This is a genomic window from Pragia fontium DSM 5563 = ATCC 49100 (genome assembly GCF_900112475.1).
Lineage (GTDB): Bacteria > Pseudomonadota > Gammaproteobacteria > Enterobacterales > Enterobacteriaceae > Pragia > Pragia fontium.
This window is the reverse complement of the sequence record NZ_FOLW01000007.1, coordinates 39,719-58,605: the sequence shown is the minus strand read 5'-3', so window position 1 is coordinate 58,605 and position 18,887 is coordinate 39,719. Positions and strand designations below refer to the sequence as shown.

Sequence of the window (18,887 nt, the reverse complement as noted above, 5' to 3'; positions counted from 1 at the left end):
TTTTGGGGCCTGAGTAGTACTCAAAACCTTATCTACCTATTGGTAGCCTCAGATTATTGAGTACTATCCAGACCCAAATGAACCGTAACAATAAGCGTTATCGGGATCGGCTCTTATTATAAAGATGACTTAGCAGAGCGTTTTTTCTTTGATGAATTTGTCAACAATCGCTAAAACATCCTTCGCCGTTGGCTGTGCTAACGCATTTTCTGCCAGCGTTTTCACATCAGAGAAATTCGCGTTACGAATAATTTTCTTGATGCGAGGGATTGAGATTGCACTCATACTAAATTCATCCAGACCCATGCCAAGTAGCAACAGCGTTGCTCTCTCATCACCGGCTAATTCACCACACATACCAGTCCATTTTCCTTCTTTATGCGAGGCATCAATAACCTGCTTAATCAGGGTTAATACGGACGGCGATAGCGGATTATAGAGATGAGAAATCAGCTCATTGCCGCGATCTACTGCTAGAGTATACTGGGTTAAGTCATTTGTCCCAATACTAAAGAAATCGACTTCTTTTGCCAGATGATGGGCAATCGTGGCTGCGGCAGGTGTTTCTACCATAACACCCACTTCAATCGCTTCATCAAAAGCAATATCTTCTTTTCTTAGCTGTTCTTTCAACATTTCCAACTCAGCTTTCAGTAGGCGAACTTCTTCTACTGAAATAATCATTGGGAACATAATGCGTAGTTTACCAAAAGCGGATGCGCGCAATACGGCACGTAGCTGAGCATGAAGAATTTCTTTGCGATCTAAACAGATACGAATTGCTCGCCAGCCGAGGAATGGGTTTTCTTCTTTTGGCAGGTTCATATAAGGCAGATCTTTGTCACCGCCGATATCCATGGTGCGTAAAATAACGGCCTGATCACCCATGGAGTCAACAACGGCTTTATAGGCCTGAAACTGCTCTTCTTCAGTAGGGAAAGCGTCGCGATCCATAAACAAGAATTCAGTACGGTAAAGTCCGACGCCCTCAGCACCATTGCGTTCTGCACCGGGAACATCGCGTACGGTACCGATGTTAGCGCACACTTCAACCTGATGGCCATCTAAGGTAATCGCTGGTAAATCTTTCAGCTTAGCTAATTCATTTTTATCGCTAAGATATTGCGCTTGGGCAACTTTTAACTGTTCAATCTTTTCTGTCGGTGGATTAACGTAAACTTTGTTATTCACACAGTCCAGAATCAGATAATCCCCATTATTAACCTGCTTAGTAACGTCATTGGTACCTACAATGGCAGGGATTTCCAATGAACGTGCCATAATTGAGGTATGGGAAGTACGTCCGCCTAAATCGGTAATAAAACCAAGGACTTTATCCAGATTTAACTGGGCAGTTTCTGAAGGGGTGAGATCGGTTGCCACCAGGATAACTTCATCCTGAATAGCGCCGAGATCGACAATGCTTAAGCCAAGAATATTCTTCAGCAGGCGCTTACCAATATCACGGATATCAGTAGCGCGCTCTTTTAAATATTCGTCTTCAAGGCTTTCGAGCTCGATGGCCTGAGCTTCAAATACGCCATAAGCGGCAGCATCAGCGCTTTCTAATTTCGTTTTAATCCGGCTTTCGACTTCCTGCTCGAGGTCTTCGTCCTCCAACAGCATGATATGGCCTTCAAATATGGCCGCCTTTTCTTCGCCGAACGTCTCACTCGCTTTAGCCATAATGGCGTTGAGTTGTTCACTGGACTTATCGCGACCAGCTTTGAAACGGGCAATTTCCTGCTCGATATTATCGCTGGAAATTTTTTTGTTATTAACGACGATAGGGTCGTCTTTTAATATCAAAGCCTTACCAAATGCGATGCCGGGAGATACTAAGATACCTGAAATCATAAGCCTACCTTAATTTAAAACGGGTGTTGAAATGCAATACAAGGCTTATTCAAGTTCTGCCATTAATTTGACCAGATGCTCAACGGCTTGTTGCTCATCTTCACCTTCGGCAGAAATGGTCACGACAGTTCCTTGAGTCAAACCTAAAGTTTGCAGTTTGAACAGGCTTTTTGCACTGGAGCTCTTACCGTTGGAAGTGACAGTAATGTCAGAAGTAAATGCTTTTGCTTCTTTAACAAACTGCGCTGCAGGACGAGTGTGAAGGCCATTTGGTGCGGTTACTGTGACATCTTGCTGAAACATAGTGATCCTCAACTTAGTTGAATTAATGCTTTTGGCGTTAACCGTTAAGTTTAGCCTAAATTTTATTAACATAGCGCTGGCGTTGAAGCAAAAAGAGCCATGTTAATGTGGAATGCGCGGGACAGTCGGTATTGGTAAGAATGTGCGCTCAGCAGCGTTCATTCTTCGCTCCGAACTATGATTACATCACTTACGCTATTATATATGACCCCTTTTGGCAAGAAGCGAAAGAGGGAATGAAGTGATTTAATTCGCGCATCAAAAAAAGTATTAGCTTGATACTAGCAGTTGGTAAATAAAGCAAATTTTTTTGATGAAAATCGAGAGGTAGAACACAAAATTTGGGTGAAAATGTGCTTATTCAATCTTCGTAGCGATGCCTATCTTTGTATGGACTCTGAGGATCGAAATTTTGTTGAGTGGGGAGAGGTGGATAAGTGAGAGCAAAGTAAAAAGCTGCGTAGAATTTCGCAGCTTTTATCTCTTTCATCAAAGTTAGTTAAGTGAGGACTAACTTACTGTTGCAGTTCTTTTTCAGTAAATAGATCGGCAAACAGTGGGGTACTCAAATAACGCTCTCCTGATGAAGGCAGAATCACGACGATATTCTTATCCGCAAACTCAGGTAACTCAATAAGTTTCAGCGCGGCGGCAACGGCGGCGCCAGAAGAAATTCCAGCCAAAATGCCTTCTTCTTCCATTAAACGGCGAGCGGTTGAAATCGCCTCTTCATTGGTGATTTTCTCAACTCTATCAATCAGACTTAAATCCAGATTACCAGGAATAAAGCCAGCGCCGATGCCTTGAATTTTATGTGGGCCTGGTTTTAATTCTTCGCCAGCCAATGCCTGGCTGATAACCGGAGAATCCGTAGGCTCTACCGCGACAGAAATAATTTTTTTGCCTTTGGTGTTTTTGATATAGCGGCTTACACCCGTTAGGGTGCCTCCGGTACCGACACCGGCAATAAATACATCGATTTCACCGTCAGTATCTTGCCAAATTTCAGGACCGGTTGTTTTTTCATGAATTTCTGGGTTAGCTGGATTATTAAATTGCTGAAGCAGTAAATTACGCTGAGGGTCAGCAGCCACAATTTCTTCTGCTTTGGCAATCGCACCTTTCATGCCTTTGGCCGCTTCGGTCAATACCAAATTAGCACCCAGCGCTTTTAGCAGTTTACGTCGTTCCAGACTCATTGATTCTGGCATAGTGAGCGTTAACTTATATCCTCGAGCCGCAGCGACGAAGGCCAGAGCAATGCCGGTGTTTCCGCTGGTTGGTTCAACTATCTGAACCCCTTTTTTTAATACCCCACGTTTTTCAGCATCCCAAATCATATTGGCGCCAATTCGGCATTTTACACTAAAGCTGGGATTACGTGACTCAACCTTCGCTAAAATTTTGCCATTACCAATACGGTTTAAGCGAACTAATGGTGTATGACCAATAGTTTGAGAATTGTCTTCATAAATCTTCGTCATGGCCTATCCTTTAATATTATTTATGAATTATTTAGGGAACCTGTGTACAGCATAGCGCCAAAATCACAGGAGTGAAGGAAGGAATAGATATATCGATATGTAATTAAGGAATATGTTTTTATTATCTTAATTGAGATTAGCGATAACTCACTATACTAAGAGGTGCTTGTAAATGCGCTTGCGTTTTGATTTAGAGAGATTGTTGATTTTACTGATTAAATTCTAAAAATCCGAATCAAAACCGTACGTGATAATAATTATTCTTTATTAAAATCAAATGGTTATTTTTATTTTTTGGTTCGATTTGTGTTGCACTTTACTTGCGATTGAGGGCTAAGTGAGTATAATCAATCGGTTCACATACCGTACTTAACACGCGTTGCTTAACGGATAAGCAGATTTTTTGTCTGCCGGCATAAGAAAAAACGTTAAAATCTATGCCTAAAGTGAACCTACGCAAACTATGCAAATATCATTTGTGCCTTTGGGAGCTGTAACCCAAGGGCGGTAGCTTACTTCAAAAATAGAAACTTCGGTTTTCTTTCAAATAATACTCTTTAATTTCAATTAATTGGAAATGTCGATGAGCGATAAAGAACAACCTCAATCTCAGCCACAACCTATGCTGGCGGGTTATTATCCTATGTATCCCACGCCTAAAAAGGATGAGATTGATCTGTTTGAGCTGATTGCTCAGTTATGGCGGAAAAAGTGGTGGATCGTGGGCTGTATGGTAGCGGGTACTTTGATAGGGGGTATTTATGCCTTTACTGCAAAAGAGCAGTGGACGGCGACTGCGGTGGTGGATGTGCCGGGTTTTGATGCCACAAGTAATTATTATCAAGGTGTTCGGTTGATTGAAGGCAATACAGAAAAATCTTCCACACCGGAAGATGTTTCTGAAAAGCTATTCAAGCAATTTATTAGTCAGGCGGGTTCCTATAACGAATTAAGTAAGTTCATTAGTCAGAGCGATTATTTTAAAGCCTTAGCTGAAAATAAGAATGAGTCTGAAACGGCTAAATTACTTGGTGATGTTATTGATAAAGTCAGCTTTATCAAAGAGAAAGATAGCAATATTTATACCGTCAGTTTCCCTGCTAGTACTGCTCTGCAAGCAAAGCTACTGCTGGAAAGTTATATGCAGAAAGTCAATAGTAATGTTAGTCAGATGCAATACGAACAATTAGCATCTCAAATTGAAGGTAGAAAAAACAATATTAAAAATCAGATGGATGCTTTGAAGAAAATTGCTGAAGAAAAACGTTTGGAAGAGATTAGTCAGATCGTCAGGGCATTGGTGATAGCTGAAAAATCGGGTATTCAAAAACCTCAGATCAGCGGTTTAACCAAATTAGATGGAACTAACTTATTTTTATTAGGTAAAGAAGCACTTAGTGCGATGTCTGACGGTATTTCAGCCCAGCCATTAGTATTTGATAAAAATTATTATGATCTCCAGTTTCAGTATATTAATTTAGATAAATTTAAAGTTGATGGGAATACTGCCCAAGCGTTTAGTTATTTGAAAAATCCTATGGCGCCAATTATTAAGGATAAGCCAAAGATAGCGATAATATTAGTATTAGGTGCTTTATTAGGTGTAATTGTTGGAGCTGCTATTGTTCTGGCTAATAATACCTTAATTAATTATCGAAGAAACGAAAATAATTAATAGTATTTAGATGAGTATTGTTAAATATGTCAATTAAAATTGAACTGCAGCCATCAGGTATTATTTTTGATGCAAGTGAAGATCTATCTATTCTTGATTCTGCCTTAGAAAAAAATATTAACATAGAATACAGTTGTAAAGATGGCAGCTGTGGTACATGTAAAGCACGCTTGCTTCAAGGCAGTGTTAATAGCGTAAATAGTTCAACATTATCCGCAGATGAAGTCGCTGATGGCTATATTCTGACTTGTTGTGCCAAGCCGAAAAGTGATGTGGTTATTCAGGCTGAATACTACCCGCAATTGAGTAATATTGTAAAAAAAAGTTTTCCATGTAAAGTTCATTCATTACAGTTTCGGTGTGATGAAATAGCCATTGTTCATTTACGTATACCACCTACTATTAAATTTGATTATTTACCTGGGCAATATATCGATCTTAGTTTGAATGGAGTGAGAAGAAGTTATTCAATTGCAAATATGAAAGGTGAAACTATTGAGCTTCATATTCGTAAAGTTGAAGATGGTATTTTTAGTGGTTTTATTTTTAATGAATTAAAAGAGAATGCTCTTCTACGAGCGGAAGGGCCACTAGGAACATTTTTTATTCGTGATGATGATAGGCCAATTATATTTTTAGCTGGTGGTACAGGATTTGCCCCGGTAAAAGCGATGGTTGAAGAGCTGCTAAGTAAAAATGATTCCCGATGTATATATATTTACTGGGGCATGGCTAGCCAGCAATATTTTTACTCGGATGTAGCTGAAGACTGGAGTAAACAATATAGTCATATTGAATATATTCCGGTTGTTTCTGATATAGATGATGAATGGAATGGTCGAACAGGTTTTGTACATCAAGCCGTTTTAGCTGATTTTGCAAATTTGTCGGCGTTTAATGTTTACGCTTGTGGTAGTCCCATTATGATTGAAGCTGCCCGCAAAGACTTTGTGAAGAGTGGCTTGCCAGAGAAACAATTCTTTTCTGATGCCTTTGTGCAATCGAATTAATAATGATAACGGAGTAATATGTGAAAGCAGTAATTCTTGCCGGAGGTTTAGGCACCAGACTAAGTGAAGAAACCGTTGTTAAACCAAAACCAATGGTGGATATTGGTGGTATGCCTATTTTATGGCATATCATGAAGATGTATTCATCCCATGGCATTAATGACTTCATTATTTGCTGTGGCTATAAGGGCTATGTCATTAAAGAATATTTCGCAAATTATTTTTTACATATGTCTGATGTCACATTTTGTATGCGTGAAAATGAGATGAAAGTGCACCATAAACGCGTTGAACCGTGGAATGTTACTTTAGTTGATACTGGAGAACATTCTATGACTGGTGGGCGTTTAAAGCGTGTTTCTGAATATCTTAAAAATGAAGATGCTTTTTGTTTTACTTATGGTGATGGAGTTGGAGATATGGATATTAGCCAATCTATTGAATTTCATCGTAATCATGGCAAGCTAGCGACATTAACTGCAACTTATCCTCCTGGTCGTTTTGGCGCATTGGATATACAAAATAAACAAGTATGTTCTTTCCAAGAAAAACCAAAAGGTGATGGAGCCATGATTAATGGCGGTTTTTTTGTCTTATCACCAAAGGTTATTGAATTAATTTCGGATGATAAATCTATTTGGGAACAGGAACCGTTAATGACCCTTGCAGAAAAGGGGGAGTTAATGGCTTATGAGCATACCGGTTTTTGGCAACCAATGGATACCTTAAGAGATAAAGTACATTTACAGGAACTCTGGGATAGTGGTAAGGCTCCGTGGAAAGTGTGGGAGTGATTATCAATGATTGAACAGACATTTTGGCAAGGTAAACGTGTTTTTGTTACCGGGCATACAGGGTTCAAAGGGAGTTGGATGAGTCTTTGGCTTCAAAACATGGGAGCTACTGTCTGTGGTTATTCGCTCCCAGCTCCGACTACTCCAAGTTTGTTTGAGTGTGCTAGTGTAGCATCTCATATGATCTCTATTGAAGGAGACATTCGTGATTATAAAGCGCTACATAAAGCGATAAACGAATTTAAGCCAGAGATTATTTTTCATATGGCCGCGCAGCCTTTGGTCCGTTTGTCTTATGATGAGCCCGTAGATACTTATTCGACCAATGTAATGGGTACGGTACATTTACTTGAGGTAGTTAGACATATCGAAGGGATCAAGGCTGTTGTCAATATTACCAGCGATAAATGTTATGAGAATAAAGAGTGGCTATGGGGATATCGAGAGAATGAACCCATGGGAGGGTATGATCCTTATTCAAATAGCAAAGGTTGTGCAGAGTTAGTTACCTCAGCTTACCGTGATTCATATTTTAATCCTGCCCAATATCAGCAGCATGGTATCGGATTGGCAACGGTTAGGGCTGGTAACGTTATTGGTGGTGGTGATTGGGCTGCGGACCGTTTGGTTCCTGATATCTTGAAAGCTTTTGAAAAATCAGAAGCAGTAACCGTACGCAACCCAAACGCAATACGCCCTTGGCAGCATGTTTTAGAGCCATTATCAGGCTATTTGCTTTTAGCTCAATATCTTTATTCTAATGGTGCTGAATACTCAGAGGGCTGGAATTTTGGTCCGAATGACTCGGATGCTACTACAGTTGGTGAAATTGTTGAGCAGATGGTTAATTTATGGGGTGAAAATGCGCGATGGATACTGGATGGTCAAAATCATCCCCATGAGGCGCACTATTTAAAGCTGGATTGTTCTAAAGCTAAAATGCGTTTGAATTGGTCCCCACGTTGGGATTTAGAAGAAGCATTAACTCGTATTGTGGCCTGGCACAAAACATGGCTAAACACCGCGGATATGTTTGATTATTGTATCCGTGAAATTAATGATTATATGAATACAAGTAAAAATTAGGATTGGAGAGAAAATGAATCAAGAAATGTTACGTCAACAAATTGCTGAGTTGGTTGCACAGTACGCTGAAACAGCAATGGCACCAAAGCAATTTGAAGCCGGCAAAAGCGTTGTCCCTCCATCTGGTAAAGTTATTGGTACTAAAGAATTACAGCTGATGGTTGAGGCGTCATTGGATGGGTGGTTAACCACAGGCCGCTTTAATGATGCTTTTGAAAAAAAATTGGGTGAGTATTTAGGGGTTCCTTATGTATTAACAACCACATCTGGTTCTTCAGCTAACTTGCTAGCATTAACCGCATTAACTTCACCCAAACTGGGTGAAAGAGCGCTTAAAGTTGGGGATGAAGTGATTACCGTTGCAGCAGGTTTCCCTACAACGGTTAACCCAACAATTCAAAATGGTTTAATACCGGTATTTATTGACGTTGATATTCCTACCTATAATGTTAATGCTGCTTTAATTGAATCAGCGGTTACTGATAAGACTAAAGCTATTATGATTGCCCATACTCTAGGCAATTTATTTGATCTATCTGAAGTTCGCCGTGTAGCAGATAAATATAATTTATGGTTGATTGAAGACTGCTGCGATGCCTTAGGCTCTAAATATAATGGCCAAATGGCAGGTACTTTCGGTGATATTGCAACAGTTAGCTTCTATCCAGCACACCACATCACCATGGGTGAAGGTGGGGCGGTTTTCACAAAGTCTCATGAGTTGAAAAAGATTATTGAGTCGTTCCGTGACTGGGGACGTGACTGCTATTGTGCTCCTGGCTGCGATAATACCTGTGGTAAACGTTTTAGCCAACAATTTGGATCTTTACCTGCTGGTTATGACCATAAATATACCTATTCTCATTTAGGCTATAATCTCAAGATTACAGATATGCAGGCTGCATGTGGTTTAGCTCAATTGGAGCGTGTTGAGGAGTTCGTTGAGGCTCGTAAAGCTAACTTTAAATATTTAAAAGCCGGTTTGGCATCTTGCGAACAATTCCTTGAACTGCCTGAAGCTACAGAAAATTCGGAGCCGTCTTGGTTTGGTTTTCCTATTACTCTGAAAGAAGATAGTGGAGTGAGTCGCGTAGAGTTAGTTAAGTTTCTAGACGAGGCAAAAATAGGTACTCGTCTCCTTTTTGCGGGTAACTTAACGCGTCAACCGTATTTTGAGAAGGTAAATTATAGAGTGGTTGGCGAATTAACCAATACTGACAGAATTATGAATCAAACATTCTGGATTGGTATTTATCCGGGATTAACTCATGACCATTTAGATTATGTTATTTCTAAATTTGAAGAGTTTTTTGGTTTGAATTTTTAATTTTGATAATGAGGGGGCGAATTATTTTCGCCCAAACTTTTTATGAAAAAAAAAGTTATTTTGACCGGTGCAACTGGTTTTATTGGATATAATTTAACGAAAAAACTTAAAGAGTCAGGATATATTGTTGGGGCTTTTGTTAGAGATAAGAATTATAAATCTAAATTTATCGACTATATAAGAAGTTATCACGAGAGTAATGTTTTTTCTTCTACATATGAAGAGTTTAAACCTGATATAACTATTCATTTAGCTACTTCATATAAAAATGATGTTAATCAGTTAATAGATAGCAATATATTATTACCAATTAAATTACTTGATGAAATCTCTAAACAAGATGCAAAAAAAAGAAAGTTTATTTCTACAGCATCTTATTGGCAATTAGGCGATAAAAATACACCGAATATACCTTTGGATAACTATGCATCATCTAAGGATGCATTGTATTCATTTTTGAAACAATATTCATATTATAGTAATGTTGATATTGTAGAATTATTTATTTATGGTACTTATGGTACCAGTGATGGTAGGGGTAAAGTTTTAGATTATATTTTAGATTGTGCAAAGAGTGATATTAAATGTGAATTATCTAAAGGTGAACAAGTTTTAAATCTTGTACATGTTGATGATGTATGTAATGCGTATATGTTATCAATAAAAAGATTATTAGAATTTAATATGGATGATGTGGAGCGTTATGGTGTTTATTCCAAGTGTTCATGTACATTAAAAGATATTGTATCAGAAGTAAATAAGTCACTAGGAAGAGAGTTTGATGTTGACTTTGGAGCAAAATCTTATAGGGATAGAGAAATATTTTTTCCACAATATCCATATGGGCTTGTTCCTGAATGGAGACAACAAATTGGATTATTTGACTATATCAATAAAAGTATAAAATTAAATGATTGATGTTAAAGCCATCTTATTTGCTAACGCTGGTGCAATGTGGAAAATATTATCAGGGCCTATAACACTCTTATTTATTGCCTCTGGATTAGCTCCCGTAGAGCAAGGTATATATTTCACATTTATTTCCATTGCTGCAATACAACAAGTATTTGAATTGGGTTTTAGTGTTGTATTGGTTCAGACTTACGCAAGTCAAAATAATTCAAGGAAATACTCTGACTTCTCTAATGATATAAATGTTAAAGGATTGCATGTATTTTCTATTGTAACGTATTTTCTTATTGCTCTGGTTTTTTATATATGTGCTTATAATTATGGCATTTATATTTTTAAGGATGTTCCTGAATTTGATCATTTGACTTTGATTTGTTGGCGATGGTATTTGTTTTTTATTGCTATAAGTCTATTAGTTATTCCGTTTTATTCTCATATGGAAGGTGGATTGCTTGTAAGAAATGTATACAAATCAAGATTTATATCGATAGCTCTATCTTCCTCTATATTATGGACTTTGTTGTTTTTTAATTATGGTCTAATTGCTTTAGTGATATCACAAGCTGTGCTTGTGTTATCACAGTTTATTTCAATAAGAAAATATATTTATAATTCATGTATAAATATTTTTAAAAAAAGAGATATCCTTTATATAGGATTTATTGAGTTTAAAAAAGCTTCTGGTTTTCAGCTAAAATTGGCTCTTGTTTGGGCTACTGGCTATTTTTATTGGAATAGTTATAATTTAATATTTTTTAAATTGGTAAGTCCAGTATACGCTGGGGTCTTTGGTATGACTTTTGCGTTATTTAACGCATTTAGTGTTATTGCTCAAAATATTGTTTTAGTTAATAGAGCTAAAATTAGTAACGCAATAACATCTAATGGAATAGATAATGCATTAAGAAGTTTTAAATGTTTACAATATGTATCTATAGTTGTTTTTCTGATATGTATAACATTTCTATTTTTGTTAAAGTTTATTCTTCCACACTTTTTTATATTTAATCGAATATTAGAAACTAATAGCATGATTCTTTTAAGTATCATGTTTTTTTGTACAACAGCAATATGTAACTATGCAACATTTACGCGTTGTTTTGGTATAGAAGCATTGTTCAAGTTAAGCATTATAATGAATGTTATTATTCCTGTTATTACACTTTTATATACTAAGTTTATCGGGTTAGATGGTTTACTCATTTATATTGCATTAGCTCACGTTATTTTTTTATTGCTTTCGATAGTAATTATTCGCAATTTCATTATAAGAACTCGTTTGAAAATATGAAAAATTTAACTATTTGTATTCCTACCTATAATCGAGAGAAGATAGTATGCAATCAATTAAGGTCTATTTTAGAGAATGTGCCAAATAATGATGTAGAAATAATGATAAGAGATAATGCTTCTGATGATAATACTTATGAATCTTTATCTGAAATAATTAGTTTAAGCGAGCGAAAACAGATTACACTTTCGAAGAATTTAACTAATTTAGGGTTGGTTGGTAATATATTAAGAATGTTAGAAGATGTAAATACCAAGTTTGTTTGGTTTGTTGGTGATGATGATGTTTTACATCCTGAAGTATTTGATTTAGTTAAAAAGGAATTAATGGATATAAATGATTATGGTGGGCTTTTTTTGAATTATAAGTGTATAGATTCTGAAGGGAATATTGTTAAAACCAGAGCGTTCCCTATTAATTATAATGATAAAACTTTAATTGATATTTTTAAAGAATGTGATGCAACGATGATGTTCATTACTTCTATGATATATAAGACTAATATACTTAAAGAAGTGGTGGCTTTTTCTTGTCCTGATAATCAAAGAATTACTTTTCCTCTTTATGCTGCACTTTATACTGATATCAAATATAGAGTAAAATTAATAGAAGATAATTATATTGATGATCAAGTTTCAGGTATTAGCTGGAAGAAAAGATATATATCTGTACGATTATGGGAGGTTCCTTATGAGATTTTCAGGTTGCATTCTCTAGGAATTAAAAAAACTAAAATTATTAATATTATTTTTAATTATTATTTGTTGAATAGACGATTTTTAGCTGGATGCTTTTTACGAATATTTTTTCATGAGTCAATAATTGAAAAGTTAAGTAGGACTATAAACAAAAAGAAGAGATAATATATATGAAAATAGGATATGAAGATAATAATGATATATTTGTTACTATTAGTATATATATAATGATTTTAATCAAAGTTTTCAGAGGGTATTTTATTCGATTTGTTAGAAGAGCAAATTTCTCTGGGGTGGTTTTAATTGGTAGAAGAGTCAGTATTATTGGAAGAGCCAAACATTTAAATGTAGGGCATGGAACTAAAATTGAACAAGATTGCATAGTACAGACTATAGCTAACTATGGAATAACTTTAGGCTCTTTCTGTACTATTGGTCAAGGGACAATGATAAGGCCTTCAAGTCTATATCGTGGTACTCAAGGTGAAGGTTTTTCTATGGGAAATGGTTCGGCAATAGGTGTTTATTCTTATATTGGCTGCGCAGGAAATATTATTATTGGAAATAATGTATTGGCAGGGCCAAGATTGACATTAATAGCTGAAAATCATTTATTTGACAGTGCCAATATCGATATAAAAGATCAGGGAGTTAGTCAACAGGGAATTATTATTGAGGATAATGTTTGGATTGGGGCTAATGTTACTATTTTAGATGGGGTAACTGTAAGTCGTGGGGCTATTATTGCTGCTGGAGCTGTTGTTATTAGGAGTGTTCCTCCATATGCAGTTGTTGCTGGAGTACCTGCCGTAATTAAGCGAGTAAGGGAATAATGTATTTTATTAGTTTATATTTTATTTCTTTATTTCTCTATGGGCTAAACTGTATTCAAAAAACGGTCTTGTCGGGATTCTTAATAGTATTATTATGGTGTTTATTGATAGCATCAAGAGATATTTTTTATGGGCAAGATATGGTGATGTATTACCATATCTTTTTAGACTCTAATTATTATAAATTAGATGAGTTAGGGTTAAATTACCTAAATGACTTCATTTCATTCTTTAGTAATGATTTTTTCTTTTTTTCTATTGTTTATGCTGTAATCATTAATTTTTTACTACTTTATCTATTAAAGTTATGTGATAGAGAAAATTATATATTGTTATTTATTTTTTTTACTAGCTATTTCATTTTTTATCAACTTAATTTTAATATTTATAGGCAAGGGTTAGCTATTATTATATCCTTGTTAGGTTTATTACTTTATTCAAAGAATCGGTTATTTTTATTATTATTGTTTGTCGCTATTCTTTTCCACAAGGCTGCAATTTTAACGTTAGTTTTTTTTATACTGTCCTTTATAAAATTTAGACGTTATTATTGTCTGATTGGTCTTTTTATCTCATTGATTCCTATTCCTGATAACATATATATTTTTCTTGCTGAGGTCGTGGGAGAATATATACCAATACTTAAACAATCATTAACCGAGTATATTAGAGTAGTCAGGGTAGGAGTTATTGGTGCAGCATCATTAGATCAAAAAAATATCCCAATCATAATTTCTCTTTTATTTATTTATTTTTCAAAAGTAAAAATAAATAAATTACAAGAAAATATTTTTATTGTTTATGTTTGGGGGGTAATATTTGCTTCTATATTTAAAGGGAATGTTATTATTTATGATAGAGTTCTCCTATATTCACAAATCTTATTTCCTTACGTTTTGTTTTTTATATTAAAAAATATTTTTCCTAGTAAAAATAAAGTATTGTATGTTTCACTGGCCTCAGTTCAAGTACTGATTACTGTCCTTATTTGGGGGCCAAGAAACTTTCTTCCAGATTATTTATTTTATATGTTTTGAAAATGAAAAAAATAATATTTGTACACCCAGTTGATGATCTTTATGGTGCAAGTAGAATTCTTGCTTATGTTATAAACTCTTTAGATTCTGAGGAATATGATTGTGACATTATTGTGCCTCGTATTTCAGGGGATTTACAGTCAATAATTAAGAATCCATCAGTTAAATTTGTAGAAATGCCCTGTTTACCTATTATACACCGAAAAATGTTTACTCCATTGGGAGTATTAAAGTGGGTAATTAATAATTTTAAGTTTTATAGTTTTTTGAGAAAGAATAAGGGGTCTATAAAGCTTGTTTATGTTAATACCTTTGCATGTTTTTCTGTTTCATTTTTATCTAAGTTATCTTCTTTATCTGTGCTAACTCATTGTCATGAAGTGTTAGATAACTCACCTCATGGAAAATTTATTTCTTATTGTTCTAAGAAGTTTTCAGATGTTGTTGTATGTGTATCAAATAGAGTAAAAAATTATGTAAGTGGTATTGATAACAGTAAGAATGTCTTACTAATATATAATGGTATTCCCGATGTTGAATGTTATAAACAGAGAGAAACATTCTCCAGGCTCGATAAAAATAACGTATATAATTTTTATTTGGTAGGAAGGGTTATGCCAGAAAAAGGGCATTGGTTTTTGCTAGATACAATAAAAAAATTGCCCTCTTCATTACTTAAAGGTGTTAAGTTTCATATTGTTGGTGATAGTCCTCCAAATAGAAAGGGATTGTTTGATGAATTTAAGAATGAAGTAAATAAGAATAATTTAAATGAATGTTTTGTGTTTCATGGTTTTATTCAGGATATTTCAGAAAATTTATCAACTTGTTGTGATGTTTTACTCGTTCCATCCATCATGGCTGATCCGTTTCCAACTACTGTTTTAGAAGGACTAAGAGCTGGTATCCCTGTTATTACAACTAATAACGGTGGTGCGGCAGAGATTATAGAGAATGGTGTTAATGGCTTTCTTATTGAACCCGGTAATATAAATGAATTTGGTGATATTATTACGAAAATTTTAGATGATAATATGGACCTACTTAAAGTTTCAGTTTTTGCAAGACTGAGTTATGAAAGAAATTTTTCGCTAGATAATTTTTCAAAATCGATTGTCAAGATTATTGCTACTTGTATAAAATAATGGAAAATATAACTTCGATGAAATCAAAATGTAAAGTAGCAGTTATAGGCACTGTTGGTGTTCCTGCATGTTATGGCGGATTTGAAACACTTGTTGATAATTTAATAGATAATAAAGAGCTTGATTATATAGTTTTTTGCTCTTCAAAATCCTATAGTGAAAAACTTACATCATATAAGGATGCTTCAACTGTCTATATTAATATTAATGCTAATGGTATTTCTAGTATTTTTTATGACATTATCTCTCTTTTCACTTCAATAAAATATAAACCTGATTCTATTCTTCTTTTGGGGGTATCTGGTGCCATTGCCCTTCCTGTTTTTAGACTGTTTTCTAAAGCAAAAATTATAACAAATATAGATGGATTGGAGTGGCGTAGAGATAAATGGGGGAAAGGGGCGAAATTTTTTTTAAAAATGTCAGAACGTATAGCTGTTAAATTTTCTGATGTTATAGTTTCGGATAATCAAGGTATATCAGATTATGTTACTAAGGAATATAAAAAAGATTCTGTAACTATTGCATATGGTGGTGATCATGCAAATATAATTAATGATATAGATGTATCTCATGTTTTACCCTATAACGAGCAGTTTGCTTTATCTTTATGCCGTATAGAGCCAGAAAATAATGTTCACATTGTGCTTGATGCATTTAGTAAAACTTCAGAGAATCTTGTTTTTATAGGTAATTGGAAAAATAGTGAATACGGTATTAATCTGCTATCAAAGTATAGAAATAATAAAAATATAACTATGTTAGATCCAATATATGATGTTTCTATTCTTTCTCTATATAGAAGTAAGTGTAAATACTATGTCCACGGACACTCAGCAGGAGGTACAAATCCTTCTCTGGTTGAGATAATGCACTTTTCAAAATTAATATTAGCCTTCGATTGTAATTACAATCGATATACTACAGAAAATAATTGTTATTATTTTTCAACGAGTGATGAATTAATCAATATATTGAATGATATTTCTGATTCAGAACGTTATTTTTGTGGAGATAGAATGAAAAAAATAGCAGAAAAAAAATACACTTGGTCAGTAATATCTAATGAATATGTGAAGATTTTAATGAATAATTAAATATATTATCTATTATTAGAGTATAAATATGATTGTATTAAACACAAAAATCCTCGGTGTAAAAATTATCCAACCTAAAATTTTCGGTGATGCCCGAGGTTTCTTTCTTGAGACTTACGAAAAAAAACGTTATCAGGAAATGCTAGATATTGATCTTGAATTTGTTCAGGATAATTATTCTCGTTCTCAGAAGGGGGTGTTGAGAGGTCTCCATTTCCAACATTCTAATCCTCAGGGTAAGTTAGTTCGCGTTGTTCGAGGGGAGGTGTTCGATGTCGCGGTTGATATTCGTCCTGACTCTCCTACATTTGGTCAATGGGAAGGGGCTATTCTTTCAGAAGAAAATAAGACTCAGTTTTGGATTCCTCCTGGCTTAGCTCATGGTTTTGTGGTCTTATCCGATCTTGCTGATTTTGAGTATAAATGTACGGATTATTATAATCCGGCAAGTGAAGGTTGTTTAATTTGGAACGATCCAAATGTTGCTGTGGATTGGCCTATTGATAATCCGATACTGTCAGAAAAAGATAAATTAGGTAAAACATTTAAGGATCTTTTTTAATGCGAGTATTGCTTACAGGTGCTGATGGGCAATTGGGACGATGTTTTCAAGATCGGGTACCGAAAGATTGGATTATTCTGCAGACTGATGCAAAATCTTTAGATATAACCGATCGTGTGGCTGTATTTGATGTAATCGATTCTTTTAAACCCAATATTATTGTCAATGCTGCTGCTTATACTGCTGTAGATAAAGCTGAATCAGACTCCGACATAGCAACGTTAGTGAACGTTATTGGTCCACAAAATCTTGCAGAAGCAGCACTTATATCAAATGCTAAGCTTATACATGTTTCGACAGATTATGTTTTTGATGGCCGAGCAGTTACACCTTATAAGGAAGAGGATATAACGAATCCTCTTGGAGTATATGGCTTAACAAAACTCAATGGTGAACAATCAGTCTTAGAGGTAAATCATTCAGCTATTATTATTCGCACAGCTTGGGTGTTTAGCGAATATGGTAATAACTTTGTAAAAACGATGCTGAGATTAGGAGCCGATCGCCAAAGCTTATCTATCGTTGCGGATCAACGAGGGTGTCCGACGTATGCTGGAGATATTGCTAGGACTATTGTTCAATTAATAGAATATGGCGACGTTAAAGGTGGAGTTTACCATTATTGTGGTGATAAAGAGGTTAGCTGGTTTGAGTTTGCTAAGGCTATATTTGAGCAGGCCAGAAATGCCGGCTATGCAGGAAATCCTGAAGTTAAAGAAATTACAACTGATGAGTATCCAACGCCAGCTGCCCGACCAACTTACTCCGTTTTAGATTGCCAAAAAATTAGGCAGTATCCCAATATATCTGAATCTGACTGGCAAGCTGCTCTGTCAAATATATGTCGTAAATTGATTTAATTTTAGTATATGGCCCAATATATAATGGGCCATATTAATTCTAATTATTCCCCAATCAATCCAGCCCTATACCTATCCACCCACATCGCCGTAGCTCCACATACTGCCACCGGCATGATGAATAAATTCAGAAACGGCACCATGGTGAATAAGCTAACGACGGCACCGAATTGTAGGTTGCGGAGTTTGTCCTGACCTAATGTTCGTTTCATCTCTCCAAAGCTGACCTTATGATTATCGAATGGATAGTCACTGTATTGGATTGAAAGCATCCAGGCACTAAAGAGAAACCATAAAACAGGGAACACGATCTGGCCTATTCCTGGGATAAAGTAGAGTAAGAGCAGTAATAAAGCACGTGGCAGATAGTAAACTAATTTCAACCACTCTCTTTTCATGATTCGGGGTAAATCTTTGATCAGATCGACCATGCCGGTATCTGCTGAAGGTTTCCCGCAGAGCTTGGCTTCCAGTTTTTCGGCCAATAAGCCGTTAAACGGTGCGGCTATCCAGTTGGCTAACGTACTAAAGAAGTAGCCAAAGATGAGTAAAATAGTGATAACAGCCACTGGCCATAATAGATAGCTTAACCATTGCAACCAATTGGGTACATAGCTCATAATAGCGGGGATCCATACACCTAATTGGTTGTATAACCACCAGAATGCACCGCCAATTAAGGTAATATTGATTAATAGCGGTATCAAAACAAAACGTTTAATGCCGGGAAGGGTAACCAGCTTAAACCCTTGTGTGATATAGTGAAAGCCACTTTTGGATGTTTGATTAAGTTTGTCAGAATGTATGGTCATGCATTAAAAGTTCCAGTTATAAGCGCAAATCAGGTTATCATAATCTATGATAAATATATTACGAACTTTGTGAAGATGAAAAAGTAAGCAAAAAAGTAAAGAAG

At 35.5% G+C, this 18,887-nt stretch carries 18 protein-coding genes; 14 read left to right on the top strand and 4 right to left on the bottom strand.

What is annotated here, in order from left to right; translation table 11 throughout:
* Nucleotides 1-129: 129 nt before the first annotated feature.
* From ptsI to cysK, 3 genes are all read right to left on the bottom strand, one after another.
* Nucleotides 130-1,857 carry a phosphoenolpyruvate-protein phosphotransferase PtsI gene (gene ptsI / locus BMZ28_RS11230; protein WP_074823267.1) on the bottom strand — a complete coding sequence of 576 codons (1,728 nt, stop codon included), beginning with the start codon at nt 1,855-1,857 and terminating at the stop codon, nt 130-132.
* A 45-nt stretch (nt 1,858-1,902) separates the two neighbouring features.
* Nucleotides 1,903-2,160, bottom strand: coding sequence for a phosphocarrier protein Hpr (ptsH, locus tag BMZ28_RS11225; protein ID WP_047781613.1), 258 nt, complete (start codon nt 2,158-2,160; stop codon nt 1,903-1,905).
* A gap of 515 nt (nt 2,161-2,675) precedes the next feature.
* Nucleotides 2,676-3,644, bottom strand: coding sequence for a cysteine synthase A (cysK, locus tag BMZ28_RS11220; protein ID WP_074823264.1), 969 nt, complete (start codon nt 3,642-3,644; stop codon nt 2,676-2,678).
* Nucleotides 3,645-4,227: 583 nt separating this feature from the next.
* Here cysK and BMZ28_RS11215 point away from each other — a divergent pair.
* The 14 genes from BMZ28_RS11215 to rfbD are packed head-to-tail and all read left to right on the top strand — an operon-like array spanning nt 4,228 to nt 17,971.
* Entirely contained in the window at nt 4,228-5,319 is a 1,092-nt protein-coding gene (locus tag BMZ28_RS11215) for an LPS O-antigen chain length determinant protein WzzB (RefSeq protein WP_074823259.1), read from the top strand.
* Between the two features lie 26 nt (nt 5,320-5,345).
* On the top strand, nt 5,346-6,329 hold the full coding sequence (locus BMZ28_RS11210; RefSeq protein ID WP_074823256.1) for a CDP-6-deoxy-delta-3,4-glucoseen reductase: 984 nt from the start codon (nt 5,346-5,348) through the stop codon (nt 6,327-6,329).
* A 20-nt stretch (nt 6,330-6,349) separates the two neighbouring features.
* Nucleotides 6,350-7,123 carry a glucose-1-phosphate cytidylyltransferase gene (gene rfbF, locus BMZ28_RS11205; RefSeq protein WP_074823253.1) on the top strand — a complete coding sequence of 258 codons (774 nt, stop codon included), beginning with the start codon at nt 6,350-6,352 and terminating at the stop codon, nt 7,121-7,123.
* 6 nt (nt 7,124-7,129) lie between these two features.
* The gene (rfbG, locus tag BMZ28_RS11200; protein WP_074823251.1) at nt 7,130-8,209 is read left to right on the top strand and encodes a CDP-glucose 4,6-dehydratase; all 1,080 of its coding nucleotides are present in this window, start codon (nt 7,130-7,132) and stop codon (nt 8,207-8,209) included.
* Between the two features lie 13 nt (nt 8,210-8,222).
* Nucleotides 8,223-9,536, top strand: coding sequence for a lipopolysaccharide biosynthesis protein RfbH (rfbH, locus tag BMZ28_RS11195; RefSeq protein ID WP_074823247.1), 1,314 nt, complete (start codon nt 8,223-8,225; stop codon nt 9,534-9,536).
* A gap of 42 nt (nt 9,537-9,578) precedes the next feature.
* On the top strand, nt 9,579-10,454 hold the full coding sequence (locus BMZ28_RS11190; RefSeq protein WP_074823242.1) for an NAD-dependent epimerase/dehydratase family protein: 876 nt from the start codon (nt 9,579-9,581) through the stop codon (nt 10,452-10,454).
* Nucleotides 10,447-11,739, top strand: coding sequence for an MATE family efflux transporter (locus BMZ28_RS11185; RefSeq protein ID WP_074823239.1), 1,293 nt, complete (start codon nt 10,447-10,449; stop codon nt 11,737-11,739). The genes BMZ28_RS11190 and BMZ28_RS11185 overlap by 8 nt, the downstream gene beginning before the upstream one ends.
* Entirely contained in the window at nt 11,736-12,602 is an 867-nt protein-coding gene (locus tag BMZ28_RS11180; protein WP_074823236.1) for a glycosyltransferase family 2 protein, read from the top strand. Before BMZ28_RS11185 ends, BMZ28_RS11180 begins: the two co-directional genes overlap by 4 nt.
* A gap of 5 nt (nt 12,603-12,607) precedes the next feature.
* Nucleotides 12,608-13,270 (top strand): acyltransferase, encoded by a 663-nt coding sequence (locus BMZ28_RS11175; RefSeq protein ID WP_074823234.1) that lies wholly within the window; start codon nt 12,608-12,610, stop codon nt 13,268-13,270.
* Nucleotides 13,270-14,307, top strand: a complete 1,038-nt coding sequence (locus BMZ28_RS11170) for an EpsG family protein (protein ID WP_074823227.1) — start codon at nt 13,270-13,272, stop codon at nt 14,305-14,307. The genes BMZ28_RS11175 and BMZ28_RS11170 overlap by 1 nt, the downstream gene beginning before the upstream one ends.
* 2 nt (nt 14,308-14,309) lie before the next feature.
* On the top strand, nt 14,310-15,452 hold the full coding sequence (locus BMZ28_RS11165) for a glycosyltransferase family 4 protein (RefSeq protein WP_074823224.1): 1,143 nt from the start codon (nt 14,310-14,312) through the stop codon (nt 15,450-15,452).
* 17 nt (nt 15,453-15,469) lie between these two features.
* Nucleotides 15,470-16,549 carry a DUF1972 domain-containing protein gene (locus BMZ28_RS11160; RefSeq protein ID WP_074823221.1) on the top strand — a complete coding sequence of 360 codons (1,080 nt, stop codon included), beginning with the start codon at nt 15,470-15,472 and terminating at the stop codon, nt 16,547-16,549.
* 28 nt (nt 16,550-16,577) lie between these two features.
* The gene (gene rfbC / locus BMZ28_RS11155; protein ID WP_074823218.1) at nt 16,578-17,111 is read left to right on the top strand and encodes a dTDP-4-dehydrorhamnose 3,5-epimerase; all 534 of its coding nucleotides are present in this window, start codon (nt 16,578-16,580) and stop codon (nt 17,109-17,111) included.
* Nucleotides 17,111-17,971, top strand: coding sequence for a dTDP-4-dehydrorhamnose reductase (rfbD, locus tag BMZ28_RS11150; protein ID WP_074823215.1), 861 nt, complete (start codon nt 17,111-17,113; stop codon nt 17,969-17,971). The genes rfbC and rfbD overlap by 1 nt, the downstream gene beginning before the upstream one ends.
* 44 nt (nt 17,972-18,015) lie before the next feature.
* On the opposite strand, the gene cysZ is transcribed toward rfbD, so the two are convergent.
* Nucleotides 18,016-18,783, bottom strand: a complete 768-nt coding sequence (cysZ, locus tag BMZ28_RS11145; RefSeq protein WP_074823210.1) for a sulfate transporter CysZ — start codon at nt 18,781-18,783, stop codon at nt 18,016-18,018.
* Nucleotides 18,784-18,887 lie beyond the last annotated feature (104 nt).

What these genes read in the sequence shown, in the direction of transcription:
- BMZ28_RS11160 (WP_074823221.1), top strand. Translation starts at nt 15,470, where the DNA reads ATGAAATCAAAATGTAAAGTAGCAGTTATAGGCACTGTTGGTGTTCCT.
- BMZ28_RS11210 (WP_074823256.1), top strand. Translation starts at nt 5,346, where the DNA reads ATGTCAATTAAAATTGAACTGCAGCCATCAGGTATTATTTTTGATGCA.
- cysZ (WP_074823210.1), bottom strand. Translation starts at nt 18,783, where the DNA reads ATGACCATACATTCTGACAAACTTAATCAAACATCCAAAAGTGGCTTT.
- ptsH (WP_047781613.1), bottom strand. Translation starts at nt 2,160, where the DNA reads ATGTTTCAGCAAGATGTCACAGTAACCGCACCAAATGGCCTTCACACT.
- rfbG (WP_074823251.1), top strand. Translation starts at nt 7,130, where the DNA reads ATGATTGAACAGACATTTTGGCAAGGTAAACGTGTTTTTGTTACCGGG.
- BMZ28_RS11165 (WP_074823224.1), top strand. Translation starts at nt 14,310, where the DNA reads ATGAAAAAAATAATATTTGTACACCCAGTTGATGATCTTTATGGTGCA.
- BMZ28_RS11190 (WP_074823242.1), top strand. Translation starts at nt 9,579, where the DNA reads ATGAAAAAAAAAGTTATTTTGACCGGTGCAACTGGTTTTATTGGATAT.
- BMZ28_RS11175 (WP_074823234.1), top strand. Translation starts at nt 12,608, where the DNA reads ATGAAAATAGGATATGAAGATAATAATGATATATTTGTTACTATTAGT.
- BMZ28_RS11170 (WP_074823227.1), top strand. Translation starts at nt 13,270, where the DNA reads ATGTATTTTATTAGTTTATATTTTATTTCTTTATTTCTCTATGGGCTA.
- rfbC (WP_074823218.1), top strand. Translation starts at nt 16,578, where the DNA reads ATGATTGTATTAAACACAAAAATCCTCGGTGTAAAAATTATCCAACCT.
- BMZ28_RS11180 (WP_074823236.1), top strand. Translation starts at nt 11,736, where the DNA reads ATGAAAAATTTAACTATTTGTATTCCTACCTATAATCGAGAGAAGATA.
- cysK (WP_074823264.1), bottom strand. Translation starts at nt 3,644, where the DNA reads ATGACGAAGATTTATGAAGACAATTCTCAAACTATTGGTCATACACCA.
- BMZ28_RS11215 (WP_074823259.1), top strand. Translation starts at nt 4,228, where the DNA reads ATGAGCGATAAAGAACAACCTCAATCTCAGCCACAACCTATGCTGGCG.
- rfbH (WP_074823247.1), top strand. Translation starts at nt 8,223, where the DNA reads ATGAATCAAGAAATGTTACGTCAACAAATTGCTGAGTTGGTTGCACAG.
- BMZ28_RS11185 (WP_074823239.1), top strand. Translation starts at nt 10,447, where the DNA reads ATGATTGATGTTAAAGCCATCTTATTTGCTAACGCTGGTGCAATGTGG.
- rfbD (WP_074823215.1), top strand. Translation starts at nt 17,111, where the DNA reads ATGCGAGTATTGCTTACAGGTGCTGATGGGCAATTGGGACGATGTTTT.
- ptsI (WP_074823267.1), bottom strand. Translation starts at nt 1,857, where the DNA reads ATGATTTCAGGTATCTTAGTATCTCCCGGCATCGCATTTGGTAAGGCT.